We start from the raw sequence: 20,829 nt of genomic DNA, 5'->3' as shown, positions 1-20,829 counted from the left end.
GTCACATCCTCACCATCGACCGACCGAGCGCACGCGCAGCCGCTCCACGAGCAGCACGACCAACGCGGTGGTGGCGGCGAGCACCACCGACGCCGCCAGGGCCATGCCGTAGTTGCCCTCCCCGGGGCGACCCAGCAGCCGCACGATGACCACCGGCAGGGTCGGGTGGTCGGCGCGGGTCAGGAACGACGTCGCGCCGAACTCGCCCAGCGAGATGGCGAAGCAGAAGCCGGCGGCCGCCAGCGTCGGTCGCCACATGACGGGGAGGTCGACCACGAGCAACGAGCGGAGCGGACCCGCGCCGAGAGACGCCGCGGCCTGGCGTTGGCGATCGTCGATGCCCTGCAGCACCGGCACCAATGTGCGTACCACCAGCGGCAGCGCGACCAACGCCTGTGCGATCGGCACGAGCAGCGGCCAGGTGCGCAGGTCGAGCGGCTCGCGGCCGAGGGTCACCAGGAACCCGAAGCCGATGGTCACCGCAGAGACCCCCAGCGGCAGCATGAAGACGGCGTCGAGCACCGACCGCACGTGCCGCTCCGTGCGACTGCGGGAGCGCCGGGTGACCACGATCGAGACGAGGAGGCCGAGCAGGAGCGCGATCCACGTCGCGTCGATCGCGGTCTGCAGCGAGTTCGCCAGGGCCTGCGTCGCCGGCACGACGAGGGCTCCCTCGCTGCCCGTGGTGCCCAACGCGCGGTAGTGCCCCAGGCTCCACGCGCCGTCGACGCGGAGCGACTGCACCACCAGCGCGCCGATCGGCGCCGACAGGAACGCCGCGAACACCGTCATGACGACGAGCTGCGGCGCGTCGGCCCGACCTGGACGACGGGGATCGGCGACGTGCCGCGTGACCGTCGGGTCGGCCACGCGACGGGTACGACCGGCCACGACCAGGAGCACCGTGACCGCCGCCAGCTGCACGAGCGAGAGCGCAGCCGCACCCGGCAGATCGCGGATCACCGTCGTGAGCAGGTAGATCTCGGTCTCGACCGAGGCGTAGCGGACGCCGCCGAGGATGAGCACCACGCCGAACGCGGTCGCGCAGAACAGGAACACCACCGACGCAGCCGCCACGACGGCCGGCCTCAGCGTCGGCAGGGTCACGGTGCGGAACACCTGCCAGGGGGTCGCTCCGAGCGCGGCGGCCGCCTCCGCCGGACGAGAGTCGAGGCCCTCCCACGCCGCGCCGACGGTGCGCACCACGACCGCGACGTTGAAGAACACCAGGCCGGCGATGACGGCGACCGGGGTGTGGTCCAGGCCGAGCGCGCCGAGCGGTCCGCCGTCTCGGAGGAGCTGACGGAACGCGACGCCGACCACGACGGTCGGCATCACGAACGGCACCAGCACCGCCGCCCGCAGCACCGCGCGGCCGCGGAAGCGGAGCCGGTACAGCACGTACGCGACCGGCAGGCCGACCGCCACCGCGATCGCCGTGGCGACGGCGGAGGACCACGCCGTGAACCAGACGACGCGCCCCACCCGCGGCCGCGACAGCACGTCGAGCACGGCCCGCGGCGCCAGCTCGCCGTCAGGCCAGAGCCCCCGAGCGAGCATGCCTCCCAGCGGCAGCAGGAAGAAGACGGTCAGGACGGCGAGCGGCAGCGCGGACAGGCCGATCAGGGTCAGCGTGCCCCGCGCCCTCACCCGGACCGGGCCGTGCGGTGGACGCATCGCCGCCCTCCGCCCCACAGATCCGCGCTTCCCCCGGCGTTCAGCGGCTGACGACGTCGGTCCACTCCAGGAGCCAGTCCTCGCGGTTGGCCTCGATCTCGGCGGGGTCGACCATCAGCGGGTCGCTCGGCCGCTGGGCGAACGTCGCCCAGTCGGTCGGCAGCTCCACACCGGCGCGGGTCGGGAAGACGTACATGCTCTCGGGCAGTGCGGCCTGCACCTCCTGGCTCACCAGGAACTCGACGAGGTCCGCCGCACCCTCGGGGTTGTCGGCACCCTCGAGCACACCGGCGTACTCGACCTGACGGACGCAGGTGTCGAGCAGGGCCGCGGTGCCGGTGGCGCCGTCGGCGACGGTGAACGCGGGCGAGGAGTCGTAGCTGACGACGATCGGGCGGTCTCCGCCACCCTCACCGGCGGTGAACTCGACGTTGTAGGCGTCCGACCATCCGTTGACGACGAGCGCGTCGTTGGCCATCAGGTCGGCCCAGTAGTTGCTCCAGTCGTCGCCGAACTCGGCGATGGTGCCGAGCAGGAACGCCATGCCGGGCGAGCTCGTCGAGGCACCCGGGATCGCGAACAGGCCCCGGTAGGCGGGCTCGGTCAGGTCGGCGAAGGTCGTCGGCGGGGTCATTCCCTCGGCATCGAACCAGGCGGTGTCGACATTGACGCACACGTTGCCGCTGTCGACGCCGACCAGCGCACCGTCGTCGTCACCGGCGAGGGCGTAGTCGGCCACGCCGTCGGGCAGTTCGCCTGCGAACGGCGCCACGGCGCCGGCCTCGAGGACGCGCGAGGCGAAGGTGCTGTCGACGCCGAAGACGACGTCGCCCGAGGGCTTTCCGGCCTCGTCGGCGACGAGGTTGGCGAGGTCCCCCACGCCGTCGCTGGGGCGGACGTCGAGCACGTAACCGGTGTCGGCCTCGAACGTCTCGGTCAGGTCCTCGGGGAGGTAGAAGTCACCATGGGTGAGCAGTACGACGTGCTCCGAGGTGCCACTCGCCTCCCCCTCCTCGGTGACGAACGAGCACGCACTCAGGGCGGTGATCCCCAGTGCGCTGACGGCGGTGACGGCGGCGGCCTTGCGGGTGAGCGCGCGCACGAACATCTCGGACTCCCTTCGCCGGTACTAACCGGAGCAGGTTCTAAAGGGTCTGCGGCTCATCCGCACTCTCAGCCCGTGCTCGGGCTCCCCTGTCTGACGTCGTCAGCGTAGCCCGCGCGGGCTACACGCCGTCCGGTGGGGCCGGGCCGGGCTGGAGAGCTCGCGACGGCGACGCGGCTTCCTCCGTACGTCACCGCTCCCCGGGGCCCCGCCACCGCCGCGCATGGCAGGCTCGGGGTGTGCCCAGCCTGAGCCACGACCTGCTCGCCCGCGTCGTCCCGGCGATGCGCAAGGCCAGCGACCTGCAGCCCGACGACGTCGACGCCGAGCGCGCCCGCCTGGAGCGGTGGCACGCGGGGATGGACCGATCGCTGCCGCTGCGGGCCGTGCGGGGAGCGGAGCAGCGCTACGACATCAGCACCCGGACCCACCCGTTCCCCTCCCACACCATCCGCCCGCGCGGACGGCGACCGCAGACGACGCTGTACTACCTCCACGGCGGTGGCTACGTCGCGCCGATCGACGCCGTCCACGTGCGGTACGCCGTCCGGTTGGCGGCAGAGCTGGACGCCGAGGTGGTGATGCCCGACTACCCGCTGGCTCCGGAGTTCACCTGGCGCGACAGCCACCGCGCGCTGGTCGACGAGCTCGCCGCACTGACGGCGACCCGCGATCGCGTCGTGGTCGCCGGTGACTCCGCCGGAGGCGGACTGGCGGTCGCGATCACCCAGACCCTGCGCGACCTGCGCGGCCACCTGCCGAGCCACCTGCTGCTGCACGCGCCTTGGGTCGACGTCACGTTCAGCCACCCCGACTCCCCGATCTACGACGCCCGCGACCCGTGGCTCTTCCAGCGCAAGCTGATGGCCTACGGCGCGTGGTGGGCCGGTTCGGACGACGCCACGCGACCCGAGGTCTCCCCCCTCTTCGGCACGCTCGACGGCCTACCGCCCGCCTTGATGTTCTGCGGCACCCGCGACCTGCTGGTGCCCGGGTGCCGCCAACTCGCCGACGCCGCAGCGGCCAGCGACTGGTCGTTGACCTACCTCGAGGCGCCCGACCTCATCCACGTCTTCCCGCTGCTCCCGGGGATCCCGGAGGCGCGTCGCTCCTGGCGCCACACCCTGGACTTCCTGCGGAGCTGACCGGGTCCGGAGCGTCAGACGCGGGAGAACACCTCGCCACCCGCGGTGTCGGCGACGGTGGCGCGGCCCTGGGCGACCAGCAGCTCCAGGTGCGCCTTGGTCTCCATCGCCGCCATGCCGCGGCTGAACCAGTCGAGCTGGTCGAAGGCGTGCAGGTGCCGGGTCCACCCGAGCTGCTGGGCGACCTCGTAGGCCGTCGAGCCGCCCGCGACGACGGCGTCCAGGCTCTGCCGCAGGCGGACCTCGTGGTGCTCCAGCAGCTGCTCGGCGCGCGCGTGCGAGGACGGCGCCACCGGACCGTGGGCAGGAAGCACTCGCAGGTCCGGCAACTGGCGCACGCGGGTCAGCGAGGCCATGAAGTGCCCCAGCGGATCCGGGGCCGGCGGCACCGTGAACCCGATCGACGGCGTGATGGTCGGCAGCACGTGGTCGCCCGCGAAGAGCAGCGAGGCCGCGGCGTCGGCGAAGACGTAGTGCCCCGGGGTGTGGCCGGGGGTGTGGACGGCGTCGATCGTGCGCGTGCCGACCTCGATGGAGACGTCGCCGTCGAGCCATCGCGTCGGCCTCGCCCAGAGCCGGGGGTCGGGCGTCTCCCCGTCGTCGAGACGCTGCCACTCCTCCACGATCGGATGCGCCCCCGCTGTCCGCAGGACGTCGTGGAACGGGTTCTCGTCGAGGTCGTCGACGTTGTTCAGCAGGTCGAGCGCCGCCTCCTCGCCGCGGCCGAGCGCGACCTCGGCCCCGAACTCGTGGCCGAGCACGGTGGCCATCGTGAAGTGGTCGCGATGCACGTGGGTGACCAGGAAGCGACGGATGTCGCCGAACCCGGCGCCGATGTCACGCAGACACCGTGCCAGCAGGTCCCGCGCGACCGGGATCGCCCAGCCGCCGTCGACGAGGGTCAGTCCGTCGTCGGCCTCCAGCACGTAGACGTTGATGGCCTTGAGGCCGTCCATCGGCAGCGGCAGCGGGATCCGCCACACGCCGTCGTCCACACGCCAGGCACCTTCGGCGCTCCAGTGCTCCCCGGAGTCGGGTGAGACGGCGAGCGCCGTCGGGGTGCCCGGGTCGTGACCGGCACGACCGCGGTCGGCGTGATCGGGGGCGGTCTCCTCGTATGGCACCTGCGCGACCCTACGAGACGTCGGGGAAGCCCAGGTCGAGGGTGGGCTGCTGGATGCCGCCGTCGATCTCGAGCAGTTTGCCGGTGATGTACTGCCCGGCACGCGAGGACAGGTACAGCACGCCGGCGGCGATGTCCTCGGGCTCACCGACGCGGCCGAGCGGCGTCTTGCCCTCCAGCTGCCCCATCAGATTCGGGTCACCCGCCACCATCTCCAGCGCACTGGTCATGATCGAGCCGACATAGATGCCGTTGACGCGGATGCGGGGCGAGAGGTCCTGCGCGGCCATCTTGGTCCAGTGTGCCAGCGCTGCCTTGGCCGTGCCGTAGGCCACGAACCCACGGTCGGCCGTGCGACCCATCATCGACGACACCGTGACGACGGACTTCTGGGCGCCGTCGTCGTTCGCCATCAGCAGGGGCACCGCTGCCCGGGTCAGGGCGTGCGCCGTGCTGACGTTGAACGAGAACGCCCGCTCCAGGTAGCCGGGGCTGGTGTCCAGGAATCCACGTGGTCCGGTGCCACCGACGTTGTTGACCACGGTGTCGAGACGACCGAACTCGTCGTAGGCCGCCTGGGCCAGCCCGGCGACGGCGTCCAGGTCGCTCAGGTCCGCCGCGACGACGACGCACCGGCGTCCGGCGGCACGGACCTGGTCGGCGACGACCTCGAGCTGATCGGCGGAGCGCGCCGAGATCAACACGTCGGCGCCTGCCTGCGCGAGCGCGACGGCCGTCGCGGCACCGAGGCCGCGGCCGGCGCCGGTGACGATCGCGCCGTGGCCGTCCAGGGCGAAACGGTCGAGGATGCTCATGCGTGATGTGGTCCTTCGTCTCGGCGGGTTCCGGCAGGCTCTGTCACGGCATCCCGCGTCGGCCGTGGTCGCTGCTCGACCACCATCGGTCACACCCGCTTCGCGGGCGTGACCAGCCCTCGTCCGGTCACCAACGGCAGGTCGATCGCGCGCACGATGCCGGGCCTGGCAGCGACGACGGCGGGAGCGGCGTTCACGATCCGCTGGGCGGTGGTGATCATGCCGCTGACGTTGTGGTCGCCGTGCTCGCCGTGGTGGGTGAAGTCGACCTGCATCATCGGCTCGCCGGTGATCCTGACCCGGTAGCAACCGTCGGTGCCGGCAGGCGGCTGCTCCCAGTCGTCGTGGTCGGCGGCGTCGGTGCGGGTGATGTGCTCGCAGACCACCCTCGGCACGCCGTCGACCTTGCCGATGAGCTGGAACCGGAAGGCCCCCATCGTGCCGGCGGCGATGTCTCCGGAGACGCTGGCGGTGTCGCGCGTGGCCGGCCGGCGCTCGACCTCCTCGGTGAGCGGCTCGTCGAGAGTGACGCCCAAGCCTGCCGCGATCTGGCGCACGACGCTGCCCCACGCCATCGAGAGGATGCCGGGCGCCCACATCATGCCGGGCTCGTCCATGGGCTTGCCGAAACCGAAGATGTCGCCCATCACGACCGGCTGGTAGTAGGTGGAGTAGTCGCAGATCTCCATCACGCGCACCTCGTCGATGCGCTGGGAGAGGCTCGTCATGACCAGCGGCAGGAGGTCGTTGGCGAACCCCGGGTCGATGCCGTTGATGTGCATGCTGGCGTTGCCGCGAGCACAGGCGTCCTCGATGCGGGCGATGAATTCGGGCGGCAGGATCTGCTCGGGCCACTGCAGCAGCACCGGCCCCGAGGAGGTGACGTTGATGCCGGCCTCGACGAACGAGATGAGGTCCTCGATGCACTCGAAGACGCGGTCGTCGGCCATCGCGGTGTGCACGATGACGTCGGGAGCCAGGGCGATCAGCTCGTCACGGTCGCTGGTCGCGCGGATGCCGAGCTCGCGCCCGAGCTCGGCAAGCTCCCCGGCATCCTTCCCGTGCTTGGCCGCGCTACTCACCCAGACCCCGACCAGCTCGAGGTCGGGGTGGGCGTCGATACCGGCGATGGCGTGCCGGCCGATCGTGCCGGTCGACCAGACGACGGCGCGCAGGGGCTTCTCGGGAATGACCTGGGACATGGCGTGAGAATAGAACAGGTTCTATTTCTCGACCAGATGTTTCATAGACCTTTCTACGAAAACACCGGTCCGCCGCCCACCTCAGACGGTCGCCCTCGCCGCCGGCTCCGGGATCAGCGGGCAGCGCGTGCCCGAGTAGATCGTCGGCATGCAGCGGTTGCAGTGGATGCAGACACCGGAGACGGCCTCGCTGCGCGCGAGCCGGTTCACCAGGTCGGGCTCGCGCAGCACGGCGCGGCCCATGGCGACGAAATCGAACCCGCCCGCCATCGCTCGCTGCATGGTGTCGAGGCGGTTGATGCCGCCGAGCAGCATGAGCGGCATCGTCAGGCCCTCGCGGAACCGGACGGCCTTGTCCCAGAAGTAGGCCTCCTCGAAGGGGTACTCCTTCATGAACGAGCGGCCGATCGGCGTCTTCATGCCCCACCGGACGGCGGCAGGCATCGAGGCGGCGAACTCGGCCACCGGGGCGCCTCCGCGGAACAGGTACATCGGGTTCATCAGCGACGAGCCGCCCGACATCTGGAGAGCATCCAGATGCCCGTCGGCCTCGAGCAGCTGGGCGAACTCCAGCCCCGACTCGGTGGTCACCCCGCCACGGAAGCCGTCACCCAGCGAGACCTTCGCGGTGACCGCTGCTGCGTCTCCGACCTCTTCGCGCACGGCCTTGGCGACCTGACGCGCGAGCCGCGCCCGGTTCTCCAGCGGACCACCCCAGCGATCCTTGCGTTTGTTGAGCCCGGGTGCGAGGAACGAGGAGATCAGGTAGCTGTGCGCCATGTGCAGCTCGAGGACGTCGAACCCCGCGCGCACGAGCGTGCGCGCCGCCGCGACGTAGGCGCCGGTGATCCGTGTCAGGTCGGCCTCGGAGGCGGAGCGGATCATCTGCATCGAGAGGGGGCTCGGCATCCGCGAAGCAGCCAGGGCCTTCACCCCGTTCGAGCGTCCGTTGGCGACCGGACCCGCGTGCCCCACCTGGGCTGCGATCGAGGCACCGGTGGCGTGGATGGCCTCGGTCATCCGCGCCAGCCCCGCCTCGGTGTCGGGTCCGACGACGATCTGCTCGCGGTGGGTCCGCCCCTCGGGCGCCACGGTGAGGTAGGCGACCGTCGTCAGACCGATGCCGCCCTCGGCCACGGCGAGGTGGTAGTCGATCAGCTCGTCGGTGACCTGGCCGTGGGGCGTGCGGCCCTCGAAGGTCGCGGCCTTGACCGTCCGGTTGCGCAGCGTGACCGGCCCCAGCATCGCCGGCGCGAAGACGTCGGGCGCGGCTGCGCCGCCGGGATCGGCGGATGCGGGCGTCGACGACGGGACAGCGGCCTCACTCATGGCCAAAATGTAACGTGTTCTACTTCACAGGGTCGACCGGCGTGAGATGGGCGGCGTGGTGCGGGCCCTCGGTGGCTCCCGGGCGCCACGACCACCGTGCGGGCCAGCTCGGCGACCTGGCTCGCTACGCTGAGGCGTGCTCCCCGACCGCGCTCGTCTGCGCCTGCTCTCCGCGGCGGCGACGGCATCCGCCCTCGCACTGGGAGCCTGCGCCAGCCCGGACAGCGCGGACGCCGACCGCGCGGGCGACACCCGCGAGGCCCAGGGCGCGAGCCTCGCGATCACCGCGGCTGCCGCTGCCGCGCCGGGCGATGCCTCGTGGACCGACGGCCGCCCGCTGGTGAACTCGCTCGACCCGGTGCGCGCCCGGGTCGACATCGCCGCCGGCACCGAGCAGCTCGTCGTCCGGCTGCAGCACGCCCAGGTGACCGCGATCCCGCAGGCATGCCTGCCCAGCACCGTCACTCGACGACGCTCCGACATCGTGGGCGCCGCCACTCTCCAGTGCCAGCCGCGGCCCGACGCCCGCGTCGTGACCATCGACGCGCTCGCGATCGGCGAGACCGGCGACCGGCTCACCGGCACCGCGACCGTCGTCCGCGACGGTCGGACATCGACCTCGTCGCTGCCCGCCCGCACCATCGCCCTCGGGCGCGCCCTGCGGCCCGACACCCGCCTCGTCTCGAGCCCGGACTTCCTCAACGGGGACGTCGGCGACCTGCGCGAGGGCCCGTCGTCGTGGACGCCCCGGCGCTCGACCAACTCGACCAATGCCGCCTACGAACGCACGTTGGCGAAGGTGCTGGACGACTGGGCCTCGCTGCGCCCGCTCGCCGTCCTGGTCGCGGGCGACCTGGTCGACGGCCGCTGGGGCTACGACGACCACGACACCGGCAACTTCGGGCCGGTCGAGACCATCCCGCAGGCTCGCCGGGCACTGCGCCGCGCGGCTCGTACCTACTACCCGCAGTGGAAGGCGCGCTTCACCGAGCGCGGACTCTTCCCAGTGCCCGCCCCTGGCGACCACGAGTACGGAGACAATCCGTGGTCTCGCAAGAAGCTCGCTCTCGCCGGAGCCTTCAAGAGCGAGTACGCGCGAACCTTCACCCGCGACGCCGAGGGCCGTCCGGTCTTCGCCGATCATCCCGAGGGCCCCGCCGCCACGACCGCCTACGCCGGACGGCCCACACCCGACGTGCAGGTCGTCTCCCTCGACGTCTTCTCCCCCTCCCCGCGCGGCATGAGGATCGGCCTGGACCCCCAGCAGTTCGAGTGGCTGCGCGGCGTCCTGGCTCGCGCCAAGCGCGACCGCGTCGAGTGGATCCTCGTGCAGGGGCACACACCGATCATCTGGCCGGTGGCCTCCCGCGGGTCCAGTCGACTGCACTACCCGGGCGGTACGTCGTCGCGGCTGTGGAAGCTGCTGCGCCGCTACGACGTCGACCTGTACCTGGCGGGCGAGGTGCACGACACCACCGCCGTCGAGCGCGACGGCGTCGTCCAGATCTCACACGGCGGCATCTTCCAGTTCGGGCTCACCACCGCGCTCGTCATCGACTTCTACGGTCCTGCCGCCTACCTGACCCTGCGCGACTACGACATCCGCCACAGCGACGTAGGGCCGCGACTCTGGGAGACCCGGCGCGAGGGCATGCCGGCGCAGTTGCGGATGGTCGGGACGCCGTTCACCATCGGCACCGCGATCCTGCAGAACGGACGCCTGGTCGCGCCCAGCGGGATCCTCCAGCCGCGCGGCTGAACTCGACGCCCCGCATCGACGTGCGGCCTAGTGTGTCGCCATGGCGAGGACGTACGGGCCCAAGCGGTACTGGCAGAACCGGATCGCTCTGCTCGATCCGGAGGTCGACCACGCGGAGATCTATCGGATCCTCGCGCTGCACGAGTTCCCGTGGGACTTCAACCAGTCGCTGAGCTTCGCGCTCTTCCGTACCTACGCCGTGCCGTCGATCGGTCGGCTCCTCGACGAGACCGGTGAATTCACCCGCGCGTGCCAGAAACGCTACGACGACACAGCGCTCCTGCTCGAGGCCCCGCTCGTGCACGGTTTCGACTCCACCGAAGGACGAGTCGCCGTGCGGCGGATCAATCAGATGCACGCCCGCTACGCGATCAGCAACGAGGACATGCTCTACGTGCTCGCCACCTTCGTGGTCGTGCCCAAGCGCTGGATCGACGACTTCGGCTGGCGCCCGCTCAGCCCGGCCGAGGTGCGCGCCTCGGTGCTCCACTACCGCGAGCTCGGCCGCCGGATGGCGATCAAGGACATGCCGCAGACCTACGACGGGTTCGCCACGCTGATGGACGACTACGAGCGTGAACACTTCGGCTTCGACGCCGGCGCCCGCCGCGTCGCCGACGCGACCCTGGCCCCGCTGGCGTCGTTCTATCCGGCAGCGGCCGCGCCGCTCGTGCGACGGTTCAGCCTGGCACTCATGGACGTGCCGTTGCTCGAAGCCTTCGGCTACCACGACCCCGGCCCCGCCTGGCGCTCGGCGTCCGAGGGGGCGCTGCGCGCCCGGGCCCGCCTGCTGCGCTACTTCCCGACCCGGCGGCGTCCCTTCCTGAGCCTGGAGTCACCGCGCATCCGCGGCTACGACGCGGACCACCGCCCGGACTTGGCTCGGCTGGGCACCTTCGCCCCGGGCTGTCCGGTCTCCTCCGGCTCGGCCGCGCACCCCGCCGGTGGTTGAGGAGCCCGTCCCGAGGAACGAGGACCGTCTCGAAACCCGGCGAGGGTCTCGACAAGCTCGACCACCGGTGGCCGGGGTCTCGACAGACTCGACCACCGGTGGCCGGGGTCTCGACAGGCTCGACCACCGTCGGGGCTCACTCCTCCAAGGCGGCGTCGAAGGCGTCGTTGAAGGCCCGGAGGTCGTCGATGAGACGCCGGGCGCGATCGACGCCGACGGTGTCGATCGCCTGCTGGTAGCGAGCCGCCCGGACCCGGCCGTCGTTGTCGTAGAGCTCACGTCCGCGCTCGGTCGGGCGCACCATCTTGCTGGCCTGGCCGGGGACGTCGAAGCGCTCGAGGTAGCCGGCGGCGATGGCGGCGTTGACCTGACGGTTGACCGTCGACTGCTCGAGGTCCAGATCGGTGCCGATCTGCCGCAACGTGCGCGGCTCGCCGTCCGAGAGCACCCACAGGATCCGGAACGCGGAGATCTCCAGCGTCGATCCCGCGAAGGCCACCGTGCGACGACGTTGAAGCCGCAGGAGCTGATGTCCCAACGCGGTCACGTCGGCGTAGTCGTCATCCATGGTGGTGGCCGTCCTCGGATCGGGAGCAGTCGGGGAGAGCGGTCGCGGACCAGGACGACGGCCGTGCCCAGCCGTCGTGACCTGCCTCACGGATCATTCCAGATCGCGGATATGTATGTATCGTACATAAACGTGTCGTCTCCTGCTGCACCGTCGCGTGCCCTGCTCTCGGTCGTGACGTTGTGCTTCGGCGGCATGACCGTCGCGCTGACCCAGACTCTCGTCATCCCGATCCAGGGCCGCCTCCCCGAGCTGCTGGACACCAGCGCCACGAATGCGGGATGGGTGGTGACGATCACGCTGCTCGCGGCTGCGGTCGCGATGCCGATCAGCGGAAAGTTCGGCGACATCTTCGACAAGCAGCGGGTGCTCCTGGCCAGCGCCGCTCTCCTCGCCCTCGGCTCGCTGACCTGCGCACTCTCCGATGCCTTGGCCCCCATGCTTGCCGGCCGCGCACTCCAGGGCCTGGCGATGGGGTTCATCCCCGTCGGCATCGCCCTGATGCGTGAGATCACGCCCCCGCATCTGACCGCCACCGGCATCGCCGCGATGAGCGCGACGCTGGGCGTCGGCGGGGCGATCGCGCTCCCGCTCTCCGCGTGGATCGTCCAGTCCTTCGACTGGCACGCGCTGTTCTGGATGGCGACCGCACTCGCGCTCGTCGTCGCCGCCGCCGTGCACCTGGTCGTGCCGCACCGCAACGACGCCCAGGGCGGACGGGTCGACGTCGCCGGTGGGGTCCTGCTCGCACTCGGTCTGGTCGGCGCGCTGGTGTCGATCTCCAAGGGACACGAGTGGGGCTGGACCAGCGCCCGCACCCTCGGGCTGGGCGCCGGGGGCATCGTCGTGCTCCTCGCGTGGGGGCGGTTCGAGCTCCACCAGCGCGCTCCGCTCGTCGATCTCCGCGTCAGCGCACGTCGTCCGGTGCTGCTGACCAACATCGCCGCGATCGCGATCGGCTTCGGGATGATGGCCCAGTCGATCGTGATCCCCCAGTTGCTGCAGCTGCCGACCTCCACGGGTTTCGGGCTCGGCCAGACCCTGCTCGCGGCGGGCCTCTGGATGGCGCCGGGTGGCCTGGTGATGATGGCCTTCTCGCCCGTCTCCAGCCGCCTGCTGCGCGTCGTCGGGCCCAAGACGACGCTGATGCTCGGTGCCGCGGTGCTCGGCGCCGGCTACCTGCTGGCGTTCTTCTTGATGGAGGCGCCGTGGCAGCTCCTGATCGCATCCAGCATCGCCTCGGCCGGCGTCGGGATCGGCTACGCCGCCATGCCGACGCTGATCATGGCGTCGGTGCCGCTCGCCGAGGCCGGCTCGGCGGTGGGCATCAACGCCCTGATGCGCTCGATCGGCACCACCTCGGCCGCGGCCGTGATGACCACGGTGCTGGCCAGCACGACGTCCAGCACGGGCCTGCCGTCGGAGAGCGGCTATCAGCTCTGCTTCCTGATCGGTGCCGTCGCCGCGTTCGTGGGCGTCGCGATCACCGCCTTCGTGCCGCACGTGCACACGCGCGTGCTGGCGCCCGTCAGCGACGCCCAGGTGACGGCGGACGCGGACCGGCGCGCGACCGTGGCCTCCTGACCCCGGCCGAGTGGTCCGACCCGGGCTCTCAGCCGCGGCGGACGGCGATCAGGGTCGTGTCGTCCTCGGGGCTGTCGAACGCCGCCAGGACGCGGTCGGCCCACAGCTCGGCGGACTCCCCCGACCGCCAGCCCGAGGCCAGTGCGAGGAGCTGCTCGGTGCGCTCGCCGATGTCGACACCGCGTCGCTCGACCAGTCCGTCGGTGTAGGCGACGAACAGCGCATCGGGCGGAAGCACGACCGAGGTGCGCGGTGCGTGACCCATCCCGACGCCGAGCAGCGGCCGACGCTCGACGTCGATCGGCTCGGCGCGCCCGGCGCGCACCATGAGCGGCACGGGATGCCCCGCCGAGGCCAGCTCCAGTCGTCCGGTCGACGGCTCGAGGAGACCCACGAGCGCCGTCGCGACGCCGAGGCCGAGCAGGCCCTCGGCGAGCCGGTCCAGCCGGTCCAGGCACTCGGCGGCGTCGTGGCCCTCGAAGAGATAGGCGCGCAGTGCCGTGCGCAGCTGAGTCATCGCCGAGGCCGCCGCGACGCCGTGGCCGGCGACGTCGCCGACCACGAGGGCGATGCGTCCGCCGGGCAGTTCGAAGGCATCCCACCAGTCCCCACCGAGCTGGTAGTCCGACGCCGGGCGATAGCGCGCCACGACCGTGGCGTCGGCGAACTCCGGGGCGCGATCGAGGACGACGCTGCGCTGCATCGACTCCGCCATCGCGATCTGCTCGCGTGACCGGAGCGACAGCAGTGAGTTGGTGTGCCGGCCCAGCGAGTCGGCGACCTCGAGCTCCCAGGCCGTGAACGGCACCGCACGACCCCGGGTGACCTCACGCCACCGCTCGAACGAGCGTCGAGGGCTCAGCCGCACGTGGGCCGGCTCCTCTGCCGCCAGTCGCTTGTTGCTCGGATCGCCACCCCAGTCGACGATCTCGCGGTGCTCGGGGCGGAACCACATCAGCCAGCGGCCCGGCGTCGACCCGAGGCGCAGGACGCCGGCTGCCACGGGAGCGAACTCGGCGAGGTCGGCGTCGAGGGCGCTGATCTCCGGATGCTGGACGGCGTAGTGCTCGGGGTCGTGGGTGAGCTCGGCGATCCGCTCGAGCAGGTACCGCGGCGGCACGGCGCCGCGCACGTAGACGGTGCCGTCGAAGTTCAGGGCGAGACCGCTCGCGCCCACCAGGTCGAGGGCCAGGGGGTCGTTGACCAACGCCTCGATCGGCGAGACCACGTTGGCCGACATCCGGGCCGTCATCTCGGCGAGCATCGAGCGGCTCGCCACGGCGAGCTCGCGCGCCTCTGCGCGCTCGCGGTGGGAGATCAGGTGCGACGCCGTCTGGCTCACCAGCTCGGCCGCCGCGCGCGCCTCGGGCATCGGCCGATGCGGGCCCGAGTAGTGATGGCACGCGACCAGGCCCCAGAGCGTGTCGTCGATCAGCAGCGAGACCGACATCGACGCCGTGACGCCCATGTGCGAGAGGTACTCGACGTGGATCGGCGAGACGCTGCGCAACGCGGCGAACGAGAGGTCCAGCGCCTCACCGGTCTCGGCGTCGAAGACCGGCTCCAGAGGCACCGGGCGATACTCGATGTCGACGATCAGGCGGATCGGGTTGAGCTCGTAGAGCCGGCGCGCCTGCGCGGGGATGTCGGTCGCCGGGTAGTGCAGGCCGAGGAACGGGTTGAGATCCGGACGTCGGACCTCGGCGACGACCTCGCCGTTCCACTCCTCGTCGAAGCGGTAGACCATCACCCGGTCGAAACCGGAGAGCCGCTGCACCTCGTGGGCGAGCTGGTCGGTCAGGCTCGCGAGGGTGGGTTGCCCGGCCAGACGGGCCACCGCCTCGTGGACGAGCCGGTAGCTGCCCACCCCTTCGCCGCCCACGTCGATCGGCTCCAGTTCCACCACCAGCCGGTCGCCGGAGTGGTGCAGGCGGACGTCGACCAGGGCTCCGGCGAGGTCTCCGGCGAGCTCGGTGGGCAGCACGAGCTCGAGCGAGGTCTCCGGCAGCCCCGACTTCACGCGCTCACGGACCGACGCAGCCACCTCGCACCCGACCAGGTCGTCGAGCGGGACGCCCAGAGCCTGCTGAGCAGGCACGCCGACCCGGTCGCCCAGATTCGCCGAGCACATCACCGCCCGCAGCTCGGGGTCGAGGGCGATCAGGACGCCGTGGGGCTGGATGGCTCCGGGTACGTGGATCGGCTCCGCGTCGCAGGTCGCGAGAGTGGCGACGTCGTAGGCGGGAGTGTGCGCCGCCGGTGGCGGCGTGGTGGCAGTCACGACGACTCATTTCATAGGGAGAGGCTCGAACCGTAACCCGAACCGTCCTCGCCCGAGCACGTTCGGGTCACGACGTGCCTTCCGAGCCGCCCCGAATCACCTCGCCGGGTCGAGCAGCTGCGCCAGGTGCAGCGAGGGGCGCTCACGCAGATCGCTGACCTGGGTGCGGCAGGAGAAGCCGTCGGCCAGGACGACGGCCTCGGGCGCGGCGTCCAGGGCGGGCAGCAGGTTCTGCTCGGCCACCGCGACCGAGACGTCGTAGTGACCGATCTCGACGCCGAAGTTGCCCGCCAGGCCACAGCAACCGGCCAGCGTGCGGACGTCGGCACCGGTGTCGGCCAGCAGGGCGCGGTCCGCGCTCCAGCCGAGTACCGCGTGATGGTGGCAGTGCGGCTGCGCGACGACGGTGGTGCCCGTGAGGTCGGGTGGCTGCCAGCCCGGCGTCTGCGCCAGGAGCTCGGCCAGCGTGCGGGTGGCGTCGGCGACCACCCGTGCGTCGTCGTCGCCGACGAGCTCGAGGGCATCGTGGCGCAGCACCGCGGTGCACGACGGCTCGATGCCCACGATGAGCACGCCGTCACGGGCTGCCGGCGCCAGGCTGCGCACCGTCGACCCGAGGATCCGGCGCGCGGCGTCGAGCTGGCCGGTGGAGATCCAGGTCAGCCCGCAGCAGAGCTGGGTCTCCGGTAGCCGCGGGGCGTATCCGGCCGCTTCCAGCACACGCACCGTCGCCGCGGCGACCTCGGGGTCGAAGGAGTTGGAGAAGGAGTCGGCGAAGAGGATGACCGGGGTGCCGGTGGAGTCCGAGCCGACGAAGGTGCGACGGAACGAGCGGCGCGCGAACGCCGGGACCGAACGCCGACCGTCGACGCCCGCGACCCAGAGCATCAGCCGGCCGACCAGCGGCAGCCGCATCATCAGGTTGGCCAGACCGGGTGTCCACCCGGCCAGACGTGCCCACAACGGCAGCCGGCCCAGGCTGTAGTGGGAGCGCGGACGCAGACGCCCGCGGTAGCTCTGGTGCAGCACCTCGGCCTTGTAGGTCGCCATGTCGATGCCGGTCGGGCAGTCGGAGGCGCAGCCCTTGCAGGAGAGGCAGAGATCCAGCGCGTCGTGCACCTCGGGGGCGCGCCAGTCCAGCTCGCCGCGCACGACCTCCTGGAGCACGCGGGCACGGCCGCGCGTGGAGTCCTTCTCCTCCCGGGTGGCGAGGTAGGAGGGGCACATCACGCCACCGGACGCCGTGTTGTCGGCGCGGCACTTGCCGACGCCGGTGCAGCGGTGCACGGCCTGAGCGAGGTCGCCGTCGTCGTGGGGGTAGACGAAGGCCAGGTCGAGGCCCTGGCGGCCACGACGCACCGGCGGGACGCCGATCACGCGGACCTCGGCGTCGATCGGGTCGGGGTCGACCAGCACCCCTGGGTTGAGCAGGTTGTCGGGGTCGAAGGCGTGCTTGACGGCCCCGAAGAGTGCGATCGCCTCGGCGGAGTACATATGCGGCAGCAACTCGCTACGGGCGCGGCCGTCGCCGTGCTCGCCGGAGAGCGAGCCGCCGAACTCCCCCACCAGCCGCGCGGCGTCGGTGAGGAACGCACGCAGCACCTGCGCGCCATCGGGCCGATCGAGGGGGAGGTCGAGGCGCACGTGCATGCAGCCGTCACCGAAGTGGCCGAAGGGAGCGGAGGTCAGGCCGTAGCCGGCGACGAGTTCGTCGAAGCGGGCCAGGTACGCCCCGAGCATCGCGGGGGGCACGGCGGCGTCCTCCCAGCCGGGCCAGGCCGGTCGGTCTGACGGCGCACGCCCGGCGAGCCCCGCACCATCCTCGCGAATGCGCCAGAGCCGCGCCTGCGTGGCCGGGTCCTCCACGACGAGCGCGTCGACCCCGAGCCCGTCGTCGGCGAGCCGCCGGGCGCGCTCGAGCAACTCGTCGCGGTCCTCGCCCGTCATCTCGACGAAGAGCCAGGCTCGACCACGCGGCAGCGGCGGGACGGCGTCGGCTCCACGTCGCGCACGGAGCACGTCGAGAAGGCGGGAGTCCAGCCCTTCGCACGACGTCGGACCATGCGCGACGACGGCGGGCGAGGCGTCGCCGGCCGCGACGATGTCGTCGAAGCCGAGCACCACCACGACCCTCAGCGGGGCATCGACGACGAGCCGCACCGTGGCCTCGGTGATGACGCCGAGGGTCCCCTCGGAGCCGACGAGCGCCTGGGTGAGGTCGAAACGCTCGGGGAGCAGGTGGTGCACGGCGTAGCCGGAGACCTGGCGACCGAACCGATCGAACTCGGTGCGCGCCGTGGCCAGGCCCGTCGCCATCGCCGCGCGGACGCCGTCGACCACACCGACCGCCCCGGCATGGGTCGCGGCACCGGCGGAGTCGTAGCCGGTGACCAGCTCGTCTCCCGCGGCCGTGAGCAGGCGCAGGCCGGCGACGTTGTCGCTGGTGCGGCCGTAGGCCAGGCTGCGGGAACCGCAGGCGTTGTTCCCGATCATCCCGCCGATCGTGCAGCGCGGGTGCGTCGAGGGATCCGGACCGAACCGGACGCCGTGTGCCATCGCCGCCTTCTGCAGCACCGCGTGCACGGCGCCGGGCTCGACGACGGCGATACGCGCCTCGGGATCGAGCGAGAGCACCCGGTTGAGATGGCGGGAGAAGTCGAGCACGATGCCGCGACCCACGGCGTTGCCCGCGACCGAGGTTCCTGCGCCTCGGGAGGTGACGGGCACTCCGGTCTCGCGCGCGACCGCGAGCGCGAGCGCGACGTCGTCGACGTGCCGCGGACGCACGACGGCCATCGGCGGGATGCGGTAGAGCGAGGCATCGGAGGCGTACATCCCACGGGTGGCCGCGTCGGACCGTACCTCCAGGCCGGCGCGGGCGAGGGCGGACAGCACGTCGCCACCGCGCTCATCTGCGCGGATCGCCATGGCCTCGGTCACGGACCAATCGTAGAGACCGCGCGGGAGACGACTGACAGGCCCGTCACCCTCGACGACGTCTCACCCTCGTGGCCGCTGCCCCCGTGAGTCCAGCATCACACCTCCGCCAATGTGCACTAGAGGCTCGAAAGTGCAAGAGTGCACTTCATGGCCCAGAGTGCAAACGAGCGGAGGCTCCGCACCGGCGCGAGCATCATGCTCTGCGCTCAAGAGCTCACCGATGCGCGCGGCCTGGACGGCTTCACGATGGATGACCTGAGTGCCGCCTGCGGCGTCTCCCGGCGCACCCTGTTCAACTACTTCCCGAGCAAGGTGGATGCCATCCTCGGCATCTGGCCGACACTCGACGACGACGACGTCGACGAGTTCCGCTCGGGCGGCCCCGACGGCGACCTCCTCGCCGACCTCCGCACTCTCATCGCACCGCTGCTCGACGACCCCACGCTCGAGCGCACGATGATCGCCCGCCACCGGCGCATCCTGCTCGCCAACGAACGGCTGATGACGGCGGTGCACCTGCGTTACCAGGCTCTCAGCGCCGACATCGTCGAGCACATCGTCGAGCGCGAAGGGGCTGCCTTCGGAGCGCGTCGGGCCCGCATCGCGGTGAACGTGCTCGCCGCTGTCTTCGACTCCTCGATCGACGAGTTCCTCGAGGACTCGCGCGAGCGCCGGCTCCTGCACCACTTCGACGAGGCGCTCGCGACCGCGCGTTCCCTCTTCGGCACGTAGACCCCACCCCGCACCTCACGGCGCCACCCCGACCGACGACCTCACGGCACCACCCGACAGGAGACCTCCGATGGCCACCCTGCTCTACCGACTCGGCAAGACCGCCTTCCGACGCTGGCCGCTCTTCATCGGCGCCTGGCTGGCACTGCTGGTCATCGTGGTCGGCGCAGCCGCCCAGTTCAGCAAGCCGTTCGACGACTCCTTCAGCATCCCGGGCATCCCGTCGGAGAAGGCGGCGGACCTGCAGCAGGACCTGTTCCCCGGCTCCGCCGACGCCTTCGACCAGGCGACCGTCAACGTGGTCGTTCAGGCCCCGGAGGGCAGCACGCTGACCCAGCCGAAGTACCGGAAGGCCGTCGACGCGCTCGTGGAGGAGCTGGCGAGCCTGCCGCAGGTGGCTGCGGACCCTGCGACCACGAACCCGCAGCTCGGCAACCCCGTCGACCTCGCGAAGGCCCAGGCCGAGGCGGCCCTGGAGGCCCAGCAGAGCGCCGGGACGCCGATGGAGACGGCACTGGCGAACTACTACGCCACTGCTCCCCTGACCGAGGACAACCGCTCGGGCATCATCTCCTTCAACCTCGACGTCGACAGCCCGACCAAGGTCGAGGGCGACACGGTCGACGCGCTCGACGAGGTGCTCGACACCGCCCGCGAGTCCGGCCTGACCGTCGAGGCGAACGGTTCGGGCTCTCGCGTTCAGACCCTCGGCGGCACCGCCGAGCTGATCGGGATCGGCGTGGCGCTCATCGTGCTGCTGCTGACCTTCGGCTCGATGATCGCCGCCGGGCTGCCCATCTTCAACGCCCTCATCGGCGTCGGCGTCGGCCTCGCGGGCGTCGTCGCGATGACCGCCTTCATGGACCTGAACTCCAGCACGACCACGCTCGCCTCGATGATCGGCCTGGCCGTCGGCATCGACTACACGCTGTTCATCCTGGCCCGGTATCGAGCGGAGCTGGACCGGACCGACGATCGCGAGGAGGCCGTCGGGCTCGCCGTCGGCACCTCGGGATCTGCCGTGGTCTTCGCCGGACTCACCGTCCTCATCGCACTCTCGGCGCTCTCGGTGGTCGGCATCCCCTTCCTCACCGCGATGGGCCTGGCCGCCGCCGCGACCGTGCTGATCGCCGTCCTGGTCGCGCTCACGCTGCTTCCCGCACTCCTGGGCATGCTCAAGTCCAGGGCCTTCGGCGCCCAGATCCGCCGCTACCGACCGACCCGCGAGGCCGACGGGACGATCCTCAACAACGGCGTCCGCTGGGCGCGGCTGATCGGGCGCCGCCCCGCGGCCGCGGCGCTGGTCGCGACGGTCGCCCTCGGTGCGCTCGCGATCCCGCTGAGCGGGCTGCACCTGGCCTTCCCGACCGACTCCACCTCCGCACCGGACACGACCCAGCGCAAGGCCTCCGACATCGTCGCCGACGAGTTCGGCCCCGGCCGCGAGGCGCCGCTGATCGTGGTCGTCGACGCCAGGGGTGCCGATGACGCCGGCGCCGCGTTCGGCGACGTCGCCACCTGGGCGAGCGACCAGGACGGCGTCGCGGACGCCCAGGTGGTCGCGACCAACGCCGACCCCAGCGACCCCGACGCGGTTCCGGCCGGTGGGCTGAGCCA

The 20,829-nt window shown here is 71.6% G+C and carries 15 protein-coding genes and 1 riboswitch; of the genes, 6 read left to right on the top strand and 9 right to left on the bottom strand.

All coding sequences use genetic code 11. From position 1 onward, the window contains the following. Positions 1-9 precede the first annotated feature (9 nt). A complete protein-coding gene (locus KSO97_RS13170; protein ID WP_232679613.1) occupies positions 10-1,677 on the bottom strand; it encodes an iron ABC transporter permease in 1,668 nt (555 codons plus the stop codon). Between the two features lie 40 nt (positions 1,678-1,717). Beyond that, positions 1,718-2,785: a thiamine ABC transporter substrate binding subunit gene (locus KSO97_RS13165; protein WP_232679611.1), complete on the bottom strand. Its 1,068-nt coding sequence runs from the start codon at positions 2,783-2,785 to the stop codon at positions 1,718-1,720. Further along, a riboswitch (TPP riboswitch) is annotated at positions 2,776-2,883 on the bottom strand. Its footprint overlaps the gene before it by 10 nt. Positions 2,884-3,021: 138 nt before the next feature. On the opposite strand from KSO97_RS13165, the gene KSO97_RS13160 reads away from it, so the two are divergent. Then, positions 3,022-3,927 (top strand): alpha/beta hydrolase, encoded by a 906-nt coding sequence (locus KSO97_RS13160; RefSeq protein ID WP_232679610.1) that lies wholly within the window; start codon positions 3,022-3,024, stop codon positions 3,925-3,927. Between the two features lie 14 nt (positions 3,928-3,941). Here KSO97_RS13160 and KSO97_RS13155 read toward each other — a convergent pair whose 3' ends face one another. The 4 genes from KSO97_RS13155 to KSO97_RS13140 form a co-directional block, all read right to left on the bottom strand. After that, a complete protein-coding gene (locus KSO97_RS13155) occupies positions 3,942-5,051 on the bottom strand; it encodes an MBL fold metallo-hydrolase (RefSeq protein ID WP_232679608.1) in 1,110 nt (369 codons plus the stop codon). A 10-nt stretch (positions 5,052-5,061) separates the two neighbouring features. Next, positions 5,062-5,865, bottom strand: a complete 804-nt coding sequence (locus KSO97_RS13150; RefSeq protein ID WP_232679606.1) for an SDR family oxidoreductase — start codon at positions 5,863-5,865, stop codon at positions 5,062-5,064. Between the two features lie 89 nt (positions 5,866-5,954). Beyond that, positions 5,955-7,067 (bottom strand): diacylglycerol kinase, encoded by a 1,113-nt coding sequence (locus tag KSO97_RS13145; protein WP_232679604.1) that lies wholly within the window; start codon positions 7,065-7,067, stop codon positions 5,955-5,957. A gap of 81 nt (positions 7,068-7,148) precedes the next feature. Further along, the gene (locus KSO97_RS13140; RefSeq protein ID WP_232679602.1) at positions 7,149-8,396 is read right to left on the bottom strand and encodes an NADH:flavin oxidoreductase; all 1,248 of its coding nucleotides are present in this window, start codon (positions 8,394-8,396) and stop codon (positions 7,149-7,151) included. A 136-nt stretch (positions 8,397-8,532) separates the two neighbouring features. On the opposite strand from KSO97_RS13140, the gene KSO97_RS18365 reads away from it, so the two are divergent. Next, positions 8,533-10,155 carry a metallophosphoesterase gene (locus KSO97_RS18365; RefSeq protein ID WP_232679600.1) on the top strand — a complete coding sequence of 541 codons (1,623 nt, stop codon included), beginning with the start codon at positions 8,533-8,535 and terminating at the stop codon, positions 10,153-10,155. A gap of 40 nt (positions 10,156-10,195) precedes the next feature. Further along, the gene (locus KSO97_RS13130; RefSeq protein ID WP_232679598.1) at positions 10,196-11,107 is read left to right on the top strand and encodes an oxygenase MpaB family protein; all 912 of its coding nucleotides are present in this window, start codon (positions 10,196-10,198) and stop codon (positions 11,105-11,107) included. Positions 11,108-11,243: 136 nt separating this feature from the next. Here the strand turns inward: KSO97_RS13130 and KSO97_RS13125 are convergent, their stop codons facing one another. Continuing rightward, positions 11,244-11,675, bottom strand: coding sequence for a MarR family winged helix-turn-helix transcriptional regulator (locus KSO97_RS13125; protein WP_232679596.1), 432 nt, complete (start codon positions 11,673-11,675; stop codon positions 11,244-11,246). A gap of 132 nt (positions 11,676-11,807) precedes the next feature. Here KSO97_RS13125 and KSO97_RS13120 point away from each other — a divergent pair, with 132 nt between their 5' ends. Beyond that, positions 11,808-13,259, top strand: coding sequence for an MFS transporter (locus KSO97_RS13120; RefSeq protein ID WP_232679595.1), 1,452 nt, complete (start codon positions 11,808-11,810; stop codon positions 13,257-13,259). Positions 13,260-13,287: 28 nt separating this feature from the next. On the opposite strand, the gene KSO97_RS18360 is transcribed toward KSO97_RS13120, so the two are convergent. Beyond that, positions 13,288-15,540, bottom strand: coding sequence for a SpoIIE family protein phosphatase (locus KSO97_RS18360; RefSeq protein WP_232679593.1), 2,253 nt, complete (start codon positions 15,538-15,540; stop codon positions 13,288-13,290). 96 nt (positions 15,541-15,636) lie between these two features. Further along, positions 15,637-18,480, bottom strand: a complete 2,844-nt coding sequence (locus KSO97_RS13110; protein ID WP_232679590.1) for an FAD-binding and (Fe-S)-binding domain-containing protein — start codon at positions 18,478-18,480, stop codon at positions 15,637-15,639. Between the two features lie 147 nt (positions 18,481-18,627). Here KSO97_RS13110 and KSO97_RS13105 point away from each other — a divergent pair, with 147 nt between their 5' ends. Both KSO97_RS13105 and KSO97_RS13100 read left to right on the top strand, forming a co-directional pair. Further along, positions 18,628-19,212, top strand: a complete 585-nt coding sequence (locus tag KSO97_RS13105) for a TetR/AcrR family transcriptional regulator (protein ID WP_232679588.1) — start codon at positions 18,628-18,630, stop codon at positions 19,210-19,212. 70 nt (positions 19,213-19,282) lie between these two features. Beyond that, positions 19,283-20,829 (top strand): MMPL family transporter (locus KSO97_RS13100; protein ID WP_232679586.1); only part of this gene is annotated, 1,547 nt, incomplete at its 3' end.

Origin of the sequence: Nocardioides sp. R-C-SC26 (assembly GCF_021246465.1) — a bacterium.
GTDB lineage: Bacteria > Actinomycetota > Actinomycetes > Propionibacteriales > Nocardioidaceae > Nocardioides.
Note: the sequence above shows the minus strand (reverse complement) of the source record. Positions and strands in the feature narration are given on the sequence as shown.